The sequence below is a fragment of the Paraburkholderia sp. MM5477-R1 genome (assembly GCF_050436385.1).
Lineage (GTDB): Bacteria > Pseudomonadota > Gammaproteobacteria > Burkholderiales > Burkholderiaceae > Paraburkholderia > Paraburkholderia tuberum.
Window position 1 is genome coordinate 1,367,298 of sequence record NZ_JBNDMC010000003.1, and the last position, 16,827, is coordinate 1,384,124.

Genomic DNA, 16,827 nt, shown 5'->3' on the forward strand with positions numbered 1-16,827 from the left:
CGGCTTTCAACGACAGGACCGCGGGTGGACCGCTCGCGGACGCCGACGGACCTTCACAGAGCCGCGCATGACGTCTCGCCGACTCGCGCTGCTTACTCGTAATCGGCGATCGGCACGCACGAGCAGAACAGGTTGCGATCGCCGTACACGTTGTCCGCGCGACCGACCGGCGGCCAGTACTTGTTCGCGATCAGCGTCTTCAGCGGGTAGGCGGCGGTCTCGCGCGCATACGCGTGCTTCCAGTCGTCCGAGATCACGACCGCCGCCGTGTGCGGCGCGTGCTTCAGCGGATTGTCCTCGCGCTCCGCGCGGCCTTCCTCGACCGCGCGGATTTCCTCGCGGATCGCGATCATCGCCTCGATGAAGCGGTCGAGCTCTTCCTTCGACTCCGACTCGGTCGGTTCGACCATCAGCGTGCCCGGTACCGGGAAGCTCATCGTCGGCGCGTGGAAGCCATAGTCGGCGAGGCGCTTCGCGACGTCGTCGACGGTGATGCCGCTCGTGTCCTTGATCGGACGCAGATCGAGAATGCACTCGTGTGCGACGAGGCCGCCGGGGCCCGAGTACAACACCGGATAGTGCGGCGCGAGCTTGTTGGCGACGTAGTTCGCGTTGAGGATCGCGGTTTCGGTCGCGGCGCTCAGGTTCTTCGCGCCCATCATCGCGATGTACATCCACGAGATCGGCAGGATCGACGCCGAGCCGTACGGCGCGGCCGACACCGCGCCGATGCCATCCTCCGAGCGCTGGTAGCCCGACGAAGTCTGGTTCGGCAGGAACTGCGCGAGATGCGCGCCGACCGCGACCGGACCGACGCCCGGTCCGCCGCCGCCGTGCGGAATGCAGAAGGTCTTGTGCAGGTTCAGGTGCGAGACGTCGCCGCCGAACTGACCCGGCGCGCACAGGCCGACCATCGCGTTCATGTTCGCGCCGTCCACGTAGACCTGGCCGCCGTGCGCATGCACGATCTCGCAGATTTCGCGGACGTTCTGCTCGAACACGCCGTGCGTCGACGGGTACGTGATCATGATCGCCGCGAGCTTATCGGCGTGCTGTGCGGCCTTCTTCTTCAGGTCTTCGATATCGACGTTGCCCTGCGCGTCGCATGCCACGACCACGACCTGCATGCCGGCCATTTGCGCCGACGCCGGGTTCGTGCCGTGCGCCGAAGCGGGAATCAGACAGACATCGCGATGCGCTTCGCCGCGCGACGCGTGATAGGCGTGGATGATCAAAAGACCCGCGTACTCGCCCTGCGAGCCCGCGTTCGGCTGCAGCGACACGGCCGCATAGCCGGTCGCGGCGACCAGCATCTCTTCGAGCTGATCGATCATCTCGCGGTAGCCGACGGTTTGTTCGGTCGGTGCGAACGGATGGATCTGGCCGAACTCGGGCCACGTGACCGGCAGCATTTCCGACGTCGCATTCAGCTTCATCGTGCAGGAGCCGAGCGGGATCATCGAGCGATCGAGCGCGAGGTCCCTGTCCGACAGACTGCGCAGATAGCGCAGCATTTCCGTTTCCGAATGATGACGGTTGAACACGTGATGCGTCAGGTACGCGCTCGTGCGTTCGAGCGCGGCCGGCACCGACGCAGAGTTCGATGCGTTGAGCGCGGCGTCGAGCGCGTCGACTTGCGGCACGTCGCTCGTGAAGGCCGCTTGAGCGAACACCGCGAGCAGGTCGGCCAGATCGTGGCGCGTGGTGGTTTCGTCGATCGACAGGCCGACTTGCGTCGCGCTCACGTGGCGCAGGTTGATGCGCCTCGCCGTAGCCGCGTCGTGCAGCGCTTGCGTGCGGGCGCCGGTGTCGAACGTGAGCGTGTCGAAGAAAGTTTCGTTGACGAGCTTATAGCCAAGCTGCTTCGCGCCTTCGGCGAGCAGCGTGGCGATGCGATTGACGCGCAGTGCGATCGTCTTCAGGCCACGCGGGCCGTGATAGACCGCGTACATGCTCGCCATGATCGCGAGCAGCGCCTGCGCGGTGCACACGTTCGAGGTCGCCTTCTCGCGGCGGATGTGTTGCTCGCGCGTTTGCAGCGCGAGACGCAGCGCGGGGTTGCCTTGCGCGTCGACGGTTACGCCGACCAGACGTCCCGGCATTTGCCGCTTGAATTCGTCGCGCACCGCGAGGTACGCGGCATGCGGGCCGCCGAAGCCGACCGGCACGCCGAAACGCTGCGTATTGCCGACCGCGACGTCCGCGCCCCATTCGCCCGGCGGCGTAAGCAGCGTCAGCGCGAGCAGGTCGGCGGCGACGACGACATGGCCGCCCGCCGCGTGGATCGCTTCGGTCAACGCGCGGTAGTCGCGCACGTCGCCGTTCACGCCCGGGTATTGCAGCAGCACGCCGAATGCGTTGGCGTCGGCGGCTTCAGCGGCCGGGCCGACTTTCACTTCGATGCCGACCGGCGTCGCGCGCGTCTTCACGACTTCGATGGTCTGCGGCAGCACGTCGTCGGCAACGAAGAACACGTTCGACTTCGGCTTGCCGACGCGTTGCAGCAGCGTCATCGCTTCGGCGGCGGCGGTCGCTTCGTCGAGCAGCGATGCGTTCGAGATCGCGAGGCCGGTCAGGTCGGTGACCATCTGCTGGAAGTTCAGGAGCGCTTCCAGACGGCCTTGGGAAATTTCAGGCTGGTACGGCGTGTACGCGGTGTACCACGCCGGATTTTCGAGCACGTTGCGCAGGATCACCGTCGGCGTATGGGCGTTGTAATAGCCCTGGCCGATGTAGGAGCGGAACACCTGGTTCTTGTCCGCGAGCTCGCGCAAGGCGGCGAGCGCTTCGGCTTCGCTCTTCGGTTGCGCGAAGGGGCCGAGCGGCAGCGTTTCGGTGCGGCGGATCGTCTTCGGGATGACGGCGTCGATCAATGCCGCGCGCGACGCGAAGCCGAGTGCTTCGAGCATCGCTTGCTGGTCGGCCGTATCCGGGCCGATATGCCGTTCGGCGAAGGCGTCGTGCACTTCGAGCGCGGCGAGCGAGAGAGGAGTGCGGTTCATCAGACGATCCGGGTGTTCGAGCTTCATGGGTGTTCCTGGCGGCGCGGCGCGCCGTTGTGCGAGCGCCGCGCCTGACGGTTAAAACAAAAGGCGACTCAGGCGCCGATCGACTTCGCGTAGGCCTCGGCGTCGAGCAGGCGGTCGAGCGACGCATCGGCGGCCGGCTTGATCTTGAACAGCCAGCTGTCGTACGGCGTGCTGTTGACGGTTTCGGGCGAGTCCGCGACGGTCGTGTTCGCCTCGATGACTTCGCCCGAGACCGGCGCGTAGATATCGGAGGCGGCCTTCACCGATTCGATCACGGCGACGGTGTCGCCCGCGGTCACGGACTTGCCGAGTTCCTGGACTTCGAAGAAGACGATGTCGCCGAGCGCTTCCTGCGCGTGGTCGGTGATGCCGACCGTCAGCGTGCCGTCCGCTTCGGTGCGGACCCATTCGTGCGATTCGGTGTATTTCAGTTCGGCCGGGATGCTCATTGGATGCTCCTGAACGGTATGTTCGGTAGTGTTTGAATGTGGGGGCGCGCGCCGGCCGCTCAGACCGCCAGCACCTTGCCGTTGCGCACGAACGGCAGTTTTACCACGCTTGCGGGACAGGCTTTGTCGCGAATCTGGACGTGCACGGTGTCGCCCGGCTGCACGCCCTTCGGCACGCGCGCAAAGGCGATCGATTCCTGCATGGTCGGCGAGAACGTGCCGCTGGTGATTTCGCCGCCGCCGTGCGGCGTGACGACTTTCTGATGCGCGCGCAGCACGCCCGCGGCCTTGCCGTTTTCCTTCAGCAGGATCAGGCCGACGAACGCGGCGCGCGAGCCGTCGGCTTCGAGGCTGCTCTTGCCGACGAACTCGCGCGGCGAGGCCAGGTCGACGGTCCATGCGAGGCCGGCGTCGAGCGGCGAGACATTGTCGTCCATGTCCTGGCCGTACAGGTTCATGCCGGCTTCGAGGCGCAGCGTATCGCGCGCGCCGAGACCGGCCGGGCGCACGCCGTGGGCCGCGAGCGCCTTCCACAGCGCTTCGACGTGGGTAGCCGGGACGATGATCTCGAAGCCGTCTTCACCGGTATAGCCGGTGCGCGCGACGGTCAGCTCGCCGAACGGCGTGCCGTCGACGCGCGCGGCGTTGAACGGTTTCAGCGCTTCAGTCGCGGCGCGCGCGGCCGGCACGGTTTGCCAGGCCTTTTCGCGTGCGTTCGGGCCTTGCACGGCGACGATCGCCAGATCGCGGCGCGGCGTGATGGTGAGACCGAAGCCGCCCGCGTTGAGCTGGCCGAACCAGGCGATGTCTTTGTCGGCGGTGCCGGCGTTGACGACTACGCGGAAGTGGTCTTCGGCGAAGTAATAGACGATCAGATCGTCGATCACGCCGCCGTTCGGATTCAGCATGCAGGAGTAGAGCGCGCGGCCCGGCGTTTGCAGCTTCGCGACGTTGTTCGCGAGCGCGTATTCGAAGAACGCGCGGACGCGCTCGCCGGTGAAGTCGACCACGCACATGTGGGACACGTCGAACATGCCGGCGTCGGTGCGCACCGCGCGATGTTCCTCGATCTGCGAGCCGTAGTTGACGGGCATGTCCCAGCCGCCGAAGTCGACCATGCGAGCATTGAGCGCGCGGTGAGCGGCGTGGAGCGGGGTGTGTTTGAGTTCGGTCATGGGGCCTCGGGCATCTCGCGAAACAAAAAAGGCCATGCGGCGCACTGCCTCGCGGCCGTGTGCCTGCGAGCGTGGTTCTGCATGACCCCTCTGTCCTCGATACCTGAGAGATTGCGCCGCCGCGACTGGCTCAATGAGCTCGATCCGTCACGGTGAAACGCGCGCCCCTTCGGTGGGCAGCCTGCCTGCGGTGCACGAGGTGCGCGCGGATGGCTACTGCCGCTCTCCAGAGTGCGAAAAAGCCGCCGGAAGACGGGTTTTTCGACGCGGTCGGTCCTTTTGCCTGAGAGTTTGCGGGTGTGCCCCTTCGGCGGCGCGGCCTGCGATTTTTCGCCTGCCAGCACGCTCTCCCGACGCGTGCGGCGAATTTACGCGACGGGCCGGGGCTTGTCAAATAAAGGCCCGGGAGCGGTGTGGGGCCGGCTGTGGCTGTTCGGGGGCGTCAAAAAGAAAAGCGCGGACCGTGGTGCCCGCGCTTTTCAGTTGCTTCTCCCGGTGCCATCCGTGACCGCACGATGAGCGGTAGTGGGGGCTCACCTGGTGGCTCGTTTGCCGATTCGGTTTGACCACTTGCTCGCTGGCTCACTCGCCGATCGCATGAGCCGCATTGTCCAGTTCCTGATTCAGCACGCGCTGTTCTTCCGCGGACAAACCGCCGCCATGCTGGGCGGCCATGTCATGCGCTTCCTGGCGGATCGTCTCGAGACGGTGATGCAGCGCGGCGCCTTGCGGCGGCGGGTAATAGCCCTGATTCACGCGGTTATCGATACGGTGCGCGAGATTGTCGATGCGGCCGTCGACCTGATGCAGACGCTGGTCCGCGATCTGCTGCGGAGTCGGGCCCGGATGCGGCGCCGGCGGGGGCGTTACCACGCAGGCGGCGACGGAGCCGAGCAGCGCGCATGCAACAAGGGCACGGATGATTCGAGACATGGATTCTCCCGGAGTCGTTGTCGTGTTGGGTTGCTACCTCATTAGCAACGGCTGACGAAGAACGCCCGCTGACCTGGCAGCGGGCGAATTTGTAACGTTATGTTCCTTTCCGGAGCGTCAGGAAAGCCCGCGCCGACAGCCTTCGCGGCGCTAAAGGCGTCCCGTTTTTGGTACACAGATCGTGGTGGCGCGGTGTCGACGCGCAGCGGGGCGGGGTTCAGCGAATCCGCTCGAACGGCAGTCGCACGCCCTGCTCGGAACTGCGCGCGGCCAGTTCGATGATCGTCATCACGTCGACCGCGTCGCGCGTGCTGATCGGAAATGCGACGCGGTTCTGGATCGCGTCGGCCAACGCAATATAGAAGCCTGCGTACTCGCCGTTGCGGGTCGGCAATTCGCACTCGACTTCCTCGTCGCCTTCGAGCACGCGCAGCATGCCGGGGCTGTTGCCGGCGCCGAAGCCTGCGTCGCCGGGGCGCAGGCCCGCTTTCAGCTGATCTTCCTGGGAGTCGAGGCCGTACTTCACGTAGCTGCCGCGCGTGCCGTGGATAGCAAAGCGCCGTCCCGGCAACGCGGTCAACGCGCTTGCGTGCAGCACGACCTCGAACTCGTCGTAGCCGAGCTGGATGTGCACATAGTCGGGTGCACTTGCGTCGTCGCGATGGGTGCGCACCGTCGCCGATACGGTCTTCGGCGCGCCGAAGAGGGCGAGCGCCTGGTCGATCAGATGCGGACCGAGATCGAACAGCAGACCGCCGCCGCGCGTCACGTCTTCGCGCCAGCGCTGACGCACGCCCGGCCGGAAGCGGTCGAAATGCGATTCGTACTGCGTGAGGCGACCCAGTTCCACGCGCGCGAGCAGATCGCGCACGGTCAGAAAATCGCCGTCCCAGCGGCGGTTGTGAAAGGGCGCGAACAGCTTGCCGCGCGCGAGCGCGATATTGGCAAGCGTGTGGGCGTCGGCGGCGCTCAGCGTGACAGGCTTGTCGACGACCACATGCTTGCCGGCTTCGAGGGTGCGGCGCGCGAGGTCGAAGTGGGTGTCGTTGGGCGTCGCGATCACGACGCAGTCGATGTCGTCGAGCGCGAGCAGCGCGTCGAGATCGGCGACGATTTTCGCGTGCGGATAGTCGGCGTGCGCGCGCTCGGATTGCCCGGTCGCAATCGCGGCGACCCTCGCGCGTCCGCAGTGTTCGATCACCGGTGCGTGAAACGTCGCGCCGGCGAAGCCGTAGCCCATCAATCCAATTTTCAGCGATGCGGACATGCGAGTCTTCCTGGAGGAGCGGCGCGCCGCCTTGCCACCGCGGCGGCGGCGCGCAATCTGATCATTGTGGCATTTGTTGGCTGGACTGGGGGCTGAGCATGACGGCCGGCCTTGCGCGCAGCCCGTCGGGGCGTCCGAACCATCGAGGCATCCAACGAGGGCGTCCATCGCGGTGGCCATCGCGGTGGCCATCGCAGTGGCCATCGCAGTGGCCATCGCAGTGGCCATGTTAACATCGCACCTCTCGCGAGCACTGCGCCGCGCAGCATGCCCCGGGCCTTCGGCCGGCGCCACCCGCCGGTCCGACCTCAGCGGCCCTCAACCGTATTAGCCATCCACAAACGATGTCCGCAGGCCTGAACCCCGCTCAAAGTGAAGCGGTCCGTTATCTCGACGGTCCCTGTCTCGTGCTCGCCGGCGCCGGCAGCGGCAAGACGCGCGTGATCACGCAGAAAATCGCGCACCTGATCGAAGCGAAGGGCTTCGAGCCACGGCACATCGCCGCCGTCACGTTCACGAACAAGGCCGCGGCGGAGATGCGCGAGCGCGTCGGCAAGCTGCTCGAAGGCAAGACGCTGACCGCACCCGGCAAGGAAGGCCGCAAGGTGCCCGTGAACCAGTTGACGGTGTGTACGTTCCACTCGCTCGGCGTGCAGATTTTGCGTCAGGAGGCGGAGCATGTCGGCCTGAAGCCGCAGTTCTCGATCATGGATTCCGACGACTGCTTCGGCATGATCCAGGAGCAGGTCGGCTCGACGGACAAGGGCTTCATTCGCAAGATCCAGTCGATCATCTCGCTGTGGAAGAATGGCCTGATCATGCCCGAGCAGGCGATCGCGACCGCCTCGACCGAGGACGAGCATCAGGCGGCGATCGTCTATCGCAACTACGTGGCGACGCTGCATGCGTACCAGGCGGTCGATTTCGACGATCTGATCCGCCTGCCCGCCGAACTGTTCGCGAGCAACGAGCAGGTGCGCGACCGCTGGCAGAACAAGCTGCGCTATCTGCTGATCGACGAGTATCAGGACACCAACGCGTGCCAGTACGAACTGGTGAAGCTCCTGGCCGGCAAGCGCGCGGCGTTCACGGCGGTCGGCGACGACGATCAGGCGATCTACGGCTGGCGCGGCGCGACCCTCGAAAACCTCGGCCAGCTCGGCAAGGATTTCCCGAACCTGCACCTGATCAAGCTCGAGCAGAATTACCGCTCGACGGTGCGCATCCTGAGCGCCGCGAACAACGTGATCGCGAACAATCCGAAGCTGTTCGAGAAGAAGCTGTGGTCCGAGCACGGCATGGGCGACACGATCACGGTGACGGGCTGCAACGACGAGGAGCACGAGGCGGAGTCCGTCGTGTTTCGGCTGTCCGCGCACAAGTTCGAGCGGCGCACGAATTTCCGCGACTACGCGATCCTCTATCGCGGCAACTTCCAGGCGCGGATCTTCGAGCAGGTGCTGCGCCGCGAACGGATTCCGTATGTGCTGTCGGGCGGCCAGTCGTTCTTCGATAAGGCCGAGATCAAGGACATCTGCGCGTACCTGCGTCTGATCGCCAACGCGAACGACGATCCCGCGTTCATCCGCGCGATCACGACACCGCGTCGCGGCGTCGGCAATACGACGCTGGAGGCGCTCGGCGCGTTCGCGGGTCAGGCGAAGGTGTCGCTGTTCGAGGCGGTCTACATGGGCGGCATCGAGGCGCGTCTGTCGCCGCGTCAGATCGAGCCGATGCGCGCGTTCTGCGACTTCATGCAGCGCCTGACCGACCGCGCGGAGAAGGACGCGGCGGGCACGCTACTCAATGAGCTGATGGGGGCGATCCACTACGAAGCGTATCTGTACGACGCGTTCGACGAACGCCAGGCGCAGGCGAAGTGGCAGAACGTGCTGGAGTTCATCGAGTGGCTCAAGCGCAAGGGCACGAAGGAAGAGCCGGAGCACGGCAGCGGCAGCGAAGCGACCGGCTACGACACCGCCGACGGCTTCGGCGACACCGGCAAGAACCTGCTCGGGCTGATCCAGACGGTCGCGCTGATGTCGATGCTCGAAGGCCGCGAGGAAGATCCGGATGCGGTGCGGCTGTCGACCGTGCATGCGTCGAAGGGGCTCGAGTATCCGCACGTGTTCCTGGTCGGCGTCGAGGAAGGCATCATGCCGCATCGGGGCAGCGCGGACGACGAGCCGATCGACGACGCGCGCATCGAGGAGGAACGGCGGCTGATGTACGTCGCGATCACGCGCGCGCAGCGCAGCCTGCATCTGAACTGGTGCAAGAAGCGCAAGCGGGCGCGGGAGACGGTCGTCTGCGAGGCGTCGCGCTTCATCAACGAAATGCTGCTCGACGATGCGCCGCCGCCGACACCGGAAGAAGCGCCGATGTCGCCGAAGGACCGGCTCGCGAGCCTGAAGGCGTTGTTGCAGAAGTCGTGAGCGGGCGGGACTGCAAGTGCCCGCCAGGTACGTTTGCTTGCGATTGCACATAAAAAATCCCTGCATCGCGTTAGCGCATGCAGGGATTTTTCATTTCAGCGACGGCCGATGCCGCGTGCTTTACTTCACCGCGCTGACCATATAGTCGACCGCGGCCTTCACGTCCGCATCCGATGCGTTCGAGCCGCCCTTCGGCGGCATCGCGCCCTTGCCGTGCAGCGCGTAGTTGTAGACGGTGTCCATCGGGTCCTTCAGGCGCGGCGCCCATGCTTCCTTGTCGCCGAACTTCGGCGCGTTCAGCACGCCGGCCGCGTGACAGGCCTGGCATACCGACTGATACAGCGCCTTGCCGGCCTGCGAGGCGTCCGCGCTTTGCGCGCCACCTGCTGCCGGGGCGGGAGTCTGCGGCACGCTGGCCATTGCGGCCAGCGCCGCGGCGGCCTGGGCCGCGCCCGCATTCGATGCACCTGCTGCACCGGATGCCGCTGCCGCACCGGATGCCGCGGCCGCGCCCGCCGCCGGCTGCGCCGGCTCGGGGAAGCTCGCGCCCGAATTGTTCGCCATATAGACGACCGCGCGCGCGATCTCGAAGTCACTGTAGTCGTCGGGGCTCGTGCCGCCGCGCGGCGGCATGGCGCCCTTGCCGGACAGGGCGGTGTGCCACAGCGTGTCGAAGCCCTGCGCGATGCGCGGCGCCCAGTCGGCGGTGTTGGTGAATTTCGGCGCGCCTGCGGCACCCGACGCGTGACACGCCGAGCAGACCGCCTTGTAGACTTCCTCGCCGCTCTTGTAGACGCGCGGTGCGTTGGCGTCGCGGATCTCGACTTGGGCGATCGGATGGATGCGGGAGGTGACTTCGGCTTCGGAGAGAGAGTCGGTGCCGGCGCCGGTGCGCGTCGAATTATCGACGTAGACGGCGAGCAGAACGATGATGACGATCGGCACAGCAAACCCGGCGATGACCGCGGCGATGAGCTGTGCTGGGGTTTTGATCGGGGCTCCGTGTGGTGCTTCGCTCATGCTTGTCTCGTCTCCGTGGGTGTGTGAGCGGTACAGCGCGACGGCAACTTCTTGTTCTTTATCAGCCACGGACGATTATAGACGCAAGCTTTCGGCGGCGGCGAGGGGGCCAGGACGGTGTTCAGCAGGCGTTTACCCGGATCGGCATGGACGATGGCAGGAGTCGGGGAAGACGCTGGGATGGGCGTCGGAGGCCGTCCTGTGGACGGTTCGGCCGAAACCGGGTATCCTTGCGGTCTCTCGCGTTGGCGTCGCGTCCGTTCTGGTTGGCGCGCTTTCGCGTAGATTCCCCGCAGTTTTGTGGTGAAGCGCCCGTAGCTCAATGGATAGAGTACTGCCCTCCGAAGGCAGGGGTTGCTGGTTCGATCCCAGCCGGGCGCACCAGGATTAGACATGATGCCGGGTTCGCACAAAACCCGATAAAACAAGGCCCTTTGGCGAAAGCCTGGGGCCTTTAGTTTTTTGTCGTGGCGTCAGAACCAACGTCTTGCGCTCCAACATGGCGTGCTTCCTGCATCAGTTGCCGGTCTCATCACGCCCCAGCAACGCCGACGACCGGAAAACTTACTGCGCGAACCCGGAAGCCGCTTCAAGCCACCCTGAAATCCGAGGCCTGCTGAACCAGTTGACCGGCATGGTCGTGCAACGAACTGGCCGCCGCCGCGTTCCGCTGCGTCATCTGGCCCATCTGCGACACCGCCTGGTTCGCCTGCTCGATGCCTTGGTGCTGCTCGTGCTCTGCGCGCCTATGATCGCTGCCGTGGTGTTTCGCAGCATGTGTGACTAGCCTCACTTCAGTGCAAGCGCGGCGTTGATGTCACGCGCCGAACCACGCAGCGCAGGCCTGTCGCACGCGCTCCGCGACCGCGGGCCACGGTTCATCCAGCCCTCGCCTGAACAGGCGAACCGTATTGGGATACCACGGCGAGTCGTCACGGCCGTGCATCCACCGCCAGTCCACGTCGCGTGCCGGCAAGAGCACCCAGCATGGTTTGCCGAGCGAGGCCGCCAGATGTGCCGTCGAAGTGTCCACACAGATCAGCAGATCGAGTTGCGAGATGACCGCAGCCGTGTCGGTGAAGTCCTCGAGATCTGCGCCGAGAGGCAGGATCGGGAGGCTCGCAGGGAATGACAGCGCTTCGTCTTCCCCCGCGCCCTTTTGCAGGCTCACGAACTTCACGCCCGGCAGGCTCCAGAGCGGCGCCAGTGTGTTGAGCAACGGTAGCGAACGGTGCACGTCGTTGTGGTGTTTCGGGTTGCCCTTCCAGACGAGACCCACCCGGTGTCCCGCGCCCAGCACAGCAAGGCGCGCGCGCCAATGCTCGACGCGCGACGGGGCCAGTGTGATGCGTAGGGGAGGCGGAATCGTGTCGAGCGTCGTGCCCAGATACAGCGGTGCGCTGAGCGCGCTGATCCAGCAATCGAAATCGCCGGCGCGCGCTGAGGCTTCATCATGACTGAGCACCGCGTCGACTCCAACGACATCGGCGAACAGGCGTTGTAGCGGTGCCATACAGGCAAACGCGACGTGCGCGGCGCCCTGGGCCTTCAACAGGCGCAGATAACGCCCGAACTGCAGCATGTCGCCAAGTCCATCCTCCTGCCAAATGAGGAGTGATTTGCCGGCGAGCGGCTCGCCTCGCCAACGCGGACACCTCAGCATCGACTGCGTGGCGTGATGCGCGAACCCAGCCATCTCGTAGCGGCATTCGTAGAGGAGAAAGCCTTCTTCGAAGCGGCCCATGCTGATGAGCAGCGTGGCGAGACGGAACTTCGCGTCGCCGTAGTCGGGGCGCAGCGCGAGCGCGCGGCGGTAGGCGGCTTCGGCTTGCTCCGGGTCGCCGAGCTCTTTCACGATGCTGCCGATGTTGAAGTGTGTTTCGGCGATGTCGGCGTGCAACGTGAGCGCGTGGCGAAACGCCGCGAGAGCCTCGGGCAGGCGCGCTTGCGCAAGCAGCGTGCAACCCAGGTTATTGGCCGCTTCGACGCGGTTCGGCGCGAGCCGAAGCGCCTCGCGATACGCGCATTCGGCATCGACCAGTTGGTCCAGTGCGTGCAGGACGCAGCCGAGGTTGTAGTGCGCCTCGGCGAAGGCGGGGCGCAACGCGAGCGTCTGCCGGTAGGCGCTTTCCGCCTCGGGCAGGCGCTTGAGTTCGGTGAGCACACAGCCGAGATTGTTGAGCGCGTCCGCGTAGGCGGGGCGGATCTGAAGCGCGAGGCGGCAAGCCAGCTCGGCTTCCCGGAGCTGGCCGAGCGCCCTGTAAAGCGCCCCCAGGTTGTTCAGTGCCTCGGGATATTGCGGGTGCGCGAGCAGCGCCTGCCGATACGCTTCTTCAGCCTCTTCGATCCGGCCGCGATCGCGCAACAGATTGCCGAGGTTGTTGTTCGCCTTGGCAAATTGCGGATTCACGGCAAGCGCTGTGCGATAGGCCGCCTCCGCTTCGTCGAGGCGGCGCTGTTCATGAAGCACGATGCCGAGGTTGTAGTTCGCGTCGACGTGGTCCGGGCGAAGTGCGAGTGCCACCCGGTACGCGGCCTCGGCCGCGTCATGCCGTCCGAGACGGTGCAGCACGATCCCGCGATTGCTGTGGACATCGGCGTCATCGGGGCGTATCGCGGCAAGCCGCCCGTAAACCGCCTCCGCTTCGGCAAGCTGATTGAGGGTCGCGAGCATCGCTCCGAGCCCCAGATACGCGTCGGCGAAATCCGGCTTCGCTTGAATGCAGCGCAACCATAGAGCTTGCGCCTGCGCGGGCTGGCCCACACCCGTGGCGCACATGGCCGCGAGGTTGAGCGCATCGGCGTGCTCCGCGTCCTCGGGCGTGGCCTTCGCGCCGACGAGCGGTGCAAGCAGCGCCAGTGCGTCGGCGAACTGCCCGGTGGCGCTGAGGGCAGTGGCTTCGCTCAGAATGTGCTGGCGCGTGGGGGCAATTGGGCTCGTAGCGGTCACGGTCGTCGTAGAGGGGCTGTGGATTCGCAGCTTAAGGCATGCGCACGCGCGGTGGCGGCCCGAATTGAGCGGGCAGCTCGGTTCAATTCGACCGATGACGTGCTGCGCGGGCTTTGTCTTTCGAAGCCGTAAGGCCGGGTGCAGATCAAGGGCGATCGGATGCTCAATCAGCATTGCGACGCGAAGTGGCTTCGACGCCTGCGAGCCTTAAGCCGCCGAAGGACGAGCCTGGCGTCCCCTATCCTGAAAAGCGCCTCCCCACTGCACGCGGGCGAGGGAAGGGCGTCAGCCCAGAGGGTCGCATCAACAAGGCAGCTAAAGTTTTTCCAGGTGGGGTCGTAATCACAAACAAGGCGGCCGGCCAACGAACCGCTGCCGTTACTGGGCCGATGGCCCCATCAGGAGAATGTCAATGCTCGGAATCAACACCAACACCAACTCGCTCGTCGCGCAACAGAACCTGACCGGCTCGGGTAGCGCACTGTCGCAGGCGATCACGCGTCTGTCGTCGGGCAAGCGCATCAACAGCGCAGCAGACGACGCAGCAGGTCTTGCGATCTCGAACATCATGCAGACCCAGATCAACGGTCTGAACCAGGGTGTGTCGAACTCGAACGATGGTACTTCGATGGTGCAAACGGCATCGTCGGGTCTGTCGTCGCTGACTTCGTCGCTCCAGCGTATCCGCCAGCTTGCTACGCAAGCAGCTAACGGTTCGATGACCGACAACGACCGTGCTGCACTTCAACAGGAAGTGAACCAGCAAGTCTCGGAAATCAACCGTATCGCGTCGCAAACGACCTTCAACGGCATGAACGTCCTCGACGGGACGCTCGGCAGCGTGTCGTTTCAGGTCGGTGCCAACGTGGGCCAGACGATCAGCCTCAATCTGACGCAAGACATGTCGTCGGCCAAGATTGGCTCGGGCGTTCCGACCGCTGGCAACACGCTGGCATCGTTCTCGGTTTCGCTGGATAGCGCGGGCGTGGCGGCAGCAGCGCCTGGCGTTACTTCGGTGACGGCTTCGTGGGACACTACCACGGGCGCGCTTGCCTACACGGATCAGAACGGCAACGCGATTACGGACGCTGGCACGATCAAAGCGTACACCGCAGGCGCAGCCGGGGGTACGGCAGGAGGCTCGCCGACTGCGGGAGCTCCCGCACCCAATACGGTCACTATCGCTTCGGGCACCAATGCCACCATCACGCAAATCAACGTGATCTCGAACGGCACGGGTGGCTTCACTCTCACCGACCAAAACAACGTTGCTATCAACACGACTGCCGCAGGCGCCCTCTTCGGGGCGGGTAACGTGAGTACGAACGCGACGACGGGTGCCACGACCCTGGCCGGCGTGACGGGCGCGGCTATGAAGACCGCCATTGAAGGCGTACTGGGGGTGGCCGCAAACAGCGCAGAGGATACGGCTGATACCACCGCCGGCAACACGATCGACGCACTGAACAGCACCCAGTCGGTTTCGCAAATCGACATCTCGACGCAGAGCGGTGCATCGGCAGCTATGCTCTCGATCGACAACGCGCTGAACTCCGTCAACAACCTGCAGGCAACGCTCGGCGCGGCACAAAACCGCTTCAGCGCAATCGGCACGACGCAGCAAGCGCAATCGACCGACCTGTCGAGCGCCCAGTCGTCGATCCAGGACGCGGACTTCGCGCAGGAAACGGCTAACCTGAGCAAGGCACAGGTTCTGCAACAAGCCGGTATCTCGGTGCTGGCACAAGCGAACTCGCAGCCGCAGCAGATCCTGAAGCTCCTCCAGTAAGGCGCTTCCCGCTGCAGGCAGCCGGCGCGCGGCTCGATGCGCGCCGGACGCAAACCCGTCGGGAGGCTTGCCTCCCGATTGTCTTTTCCCGCGTTACCCCGCTTGTTAAATCGCTTTAACCGGCATTGCCGACGCACGGAGCCTCCTCATGTCCACCGTAACCGGATCCACCTCCACCGTAACCGGATCGACCACCAGCGCGATCGCGAGTGCAGTCGCCACCACGACAGCCGACGCCAACGCCACGGTGCAGGCAGCCGCCCAGTCGATCATTAGCGGCTCGACCAATTCGTCGATGGACACAAGTTCGCTCGTCACCGCGCTCGTCAACTCGAAGACTGCCGGCCAGTCCGCGACCATCGCTGCCGAGCAGACTGCGGACAACACGCTGATCTCGGCCTACGGCACGCTCTCCGCGGCACTGTCCGCGTTGCAGGCCGCCGCCGAGCCGCTCAGCGACGGTGCGACGCTCAACTCGTTCTCGTCCACCTTGAGCGGCAGCGGCGTTACCGCCACGGCCAGCACGGGTGCGGTGGCAGGTTCGTACTCGCTCAATGTGGCGCAGGTCGCCACGTCGCAAGTGCTCACCTCGGCGGGCTACAGCTCGACCAAAAACCTGGCTTCCGGCGCGGCCACGATGGCCCTGACGGTCAACGGCAAGACCAGCACGATTTCCCTGAATAGCTCGAACAGCACGATTGCCGGCATTGCATCGGCGATCAATTCGGCCAACGACAATCCTGGCGTGGTCGCGACCGTGGTGACCGGCGCGGACGGCGCGCATCTCGTGCTGCAATCGACCTCGACCGGCGCGTCGAGCGGCATCAGCATCGCGATCAACGATTCGAGCTCGACCGACGACCTGAACAAGCTCGCGGTGACGACCACCAACGGCAAAACGATCTCCAGCGCGAGCGACCTCACCGCTCAAGCTTTGGATAGCAGTGGCAACCCGGTTCTCGATAGCAACGGCAACCCGGAGACCTACAACCCCAGCCAGTCGACCATTACCGGCACAGGCTGGACCCAGACGCAGGCCGCCCAGGATGCGTACTTCACGCTCGGCGGCGTGGGCGTAACCAGCTCCTCGAACTCCGTGACGACGGCCGTGTCCGGCGTGACGCTGAACCTCACGGCAGCGGCGGTCGGCACCACGCAGACGCTCACGATCGCGCAGAACACCAGCGCGGAGTCCTCGGCGATCAACAATTTCGTCAGCCTCTACAACACGCTCGTCACGACGATGGGGGCGCTGACGGCGTACAACGCGAACTCGACGTCGCAGGGCGTGCTAATCGGCGATTCCACGTTGAGCACGATCCAGAACCAGCTCGCCAAGATCGTGAGCGGCGGCGTGGGCAGCGGCACCTCGCAGACGACGCTTGCCGCGATCGGCGTTACGCTCCAGGCGGACGGCACGCTGTCGGTGGACGACACGACGCTCAGCAATGCGTTGCAGAACAACCAGTCGGCTGTAGCCTCGCTGTTCAATTCCACCAACGGCATCGCCGCGCAACTGGACGACAGCATCACAAACTACACCTCGTCCGGCGGCATCATTCAAAACCGTACGGACGCGATCAACGCCGACCTGACTAGCCTCTCGAACCAGCAGACGACGCTTACAGCGTGGCAGGCTCAGCTCACCAGTATGTATACCGCGCAGTTCACGGCGCTCAACTCACTGATGGCAACGATGAACAACAACTCGCAATACCTCACGCAACTGTTCGGTGGCACCAACAGCGCAGGCGCGCTCGCCACGAACAAGAGCTGAGCG

At 65.2% G+C, this 16,827-nt stretch carries 11 protein-coding genes, 1 tRNA gene and 2 riboswitches; of the genes, 5 read left to right on the forward strand and 7 right to left on the reverse strand.

All coding sequences use genetic code 11. From position 1 onward, the window contains the following. Positions 1-92 precede the first annotated feature (92 nt). The 5 genes from gcvP to OKW35_RS09585 form a co-directional block, all read right to left on the reverse strand. A complete protein-coding gene (gene gcvP, locus OKW35_RS09565; RefSeq protein WP_429551764.1) occupies positions 93-3,029 on the reverse strand; it encodes an aminomethyl-transferring glycine dehydrogenase in 2,937 nt (978 codons plus the stop codon). A gap of 68 nt (positions 3,030-3,097) precedes the next feature. Further along, positions 3,098-3,478: a glycine cleavage system protein GcvH gene (gcvH, locus tag OKW35_RS09570; protein ID WP_184003117.1), complete on the reverse strand. Its 381-nt coding sequence runs from the start codon at positions 3,476-3,478 to the stop codon at positions 3,098-3,100. A gap of 59 nt (positions 3,479-3,537) precedes the next feature. Continuing rightward, on the reverse strand, positions 3,538-4,653 hold the full coding sequence (gene gcvT, locus OKW35_RS09575; RefSeq protein WP_429551765.1) for a glycine cleavage system aminomethyltransferase GcvT: 1,116 nt from the start codon (positions 4,651-4,653) through the stop codon (positions 3,538-3,540). Positions 4,654-4,733: 80 nt separating this feature from the next. Beyond that, positions 4,734-4,893, reverse strand: a riboswitch (glycine riboswitch). Positions 4,894-4,914: 21 nt separating this feature from the next. Then, a riboswitch (glycine riboswitch) is annotated at positions 4,915-5,016 on the reverse strand. 219 nt (positions 5,017-5,235) lie between these two features. Further along, the gene (locus OKW35_RS09580; RefSeq protein WP_018418835.1) at positions 5,236-5,586 is read right to left on the reverse strand and encodes a hypothetical protein; all 351 of its coding nucleotides are present in this window, start codon (positions 5,584-5,586) and stop codon (positions 5,236-5,238) included. Positions 5,587-5,803: 217 nt separating this feature from the next. After that, positions 5,804-6,853, reverse strand: a complete 1,050-nt coding sequence (locus OKW35_RS09585; protein ID WP_429551766.1) for an oxidoreductase — start codon at positions 6,851-6,853, stop codon at positions 5,804-5,806. Positions 6,854-7,197: 344 nt separating this feature from the next. On the opposite strand from OKW35_RS09585, the gene OKW35_RS09590 reads away from it, so the two are divergent. Continuing rightward, complete coding sequence (locus tag OKW35_RS09590) at positions 7,198-9,288, forward strand: UvrD-helicase domain-containing protein (protein WP_429551767.1); 2,091 nt, start codon at positions 7,198-7,200, stop codon at positions 9,286-9,288. Positions 9,289-9,408: 120 nt separating this feature from the next. Here the strand turns inward: OKW35_RS09590 and OKW35_RS09595 are convergent, their stop codons facing one another. Next, positions 9,409-10,308, reverse strand: coding sequence for a c-type cytochrome (locus OKW35_RS09595; protein WP_429490479.1), 900 nt, complete (start codon positions 10,306-10,308; stop codon positions 9,409-9,411). 308 nt (positions 10,309-10,616) lie between these two features. Here OKW35_RS09595 and OKW35_RS09600 point away from each other — a divergent pair. Both OKW35_RS09600 and OKW35_RS09605 read left to right on the forward strand, forming a co-directional pair. Continuing rightward, positions 10,617-10,692, forward strand: a tRNA-Arg gene (locus OKW35_RS09600). A gap of 103 nt (positions 10,693-10,795) precedes the next feature. Next, positions 10,796-11,095: a hypothetical protein gene (locus OKW35_RS09605; protein WP_429551768.1), complete on the forward strand. Its 300-nt coding sequence runs from the start codon at positions 10,796-10,798 to the stop codon at positions 11,093-11,095. 30 nt (positions 11,096-11,125) lie between these two features. Here the strand turns inward: OKW35_RS09605 and OKW35_RS09610 are convergent, their stop codons facing one another. Beyond that, positions 11,126-13,258 (reverse strand): tetratricopeptide repeat protein, encoded by a 2,133-nt coding sequence (locus tag OKW35_RS09610; RefSeq protein ID WP_429551769.1) that lies wholly within the window; start codon positions 13,256-13,258, stop codon positions 11,126-11,128. Between the two features lie 412 nt (positions 13,259-13,670). Between OKW35_RS09610 and OKW35_RS09615 the strand changes: the two genes are divergently transcribed. Both OKW35_RS09615 and fliD read left to right on the forward strand, forming a co-directional pair. After that, positions 13,671-15,047 carry a flagellin gene (locus OKW35_RS09615; protein WP_429551770.1) on the forward strand — a complete coding sequence of 459 codons (1,377 nt, stop codon included), beginning with the start codon at positions 13,671-13,673 and terminating at the stop codon, positions 15,045-15,047. 148 nt (positions 15,048-15,195) lie between these two features. After that, a complete protein-coding gene (gene fliD / locus OKW35_RS09620) occupies positions 15,196-16,824 on the forward strand; it encodes a flagellar filament capping protein FliD (RefSeq protein WP_429551771.1) in 1,629 nt (542 codons plus the stop codon). Positions 16,825-16,827: the final 3 nt, after the last annotated feature.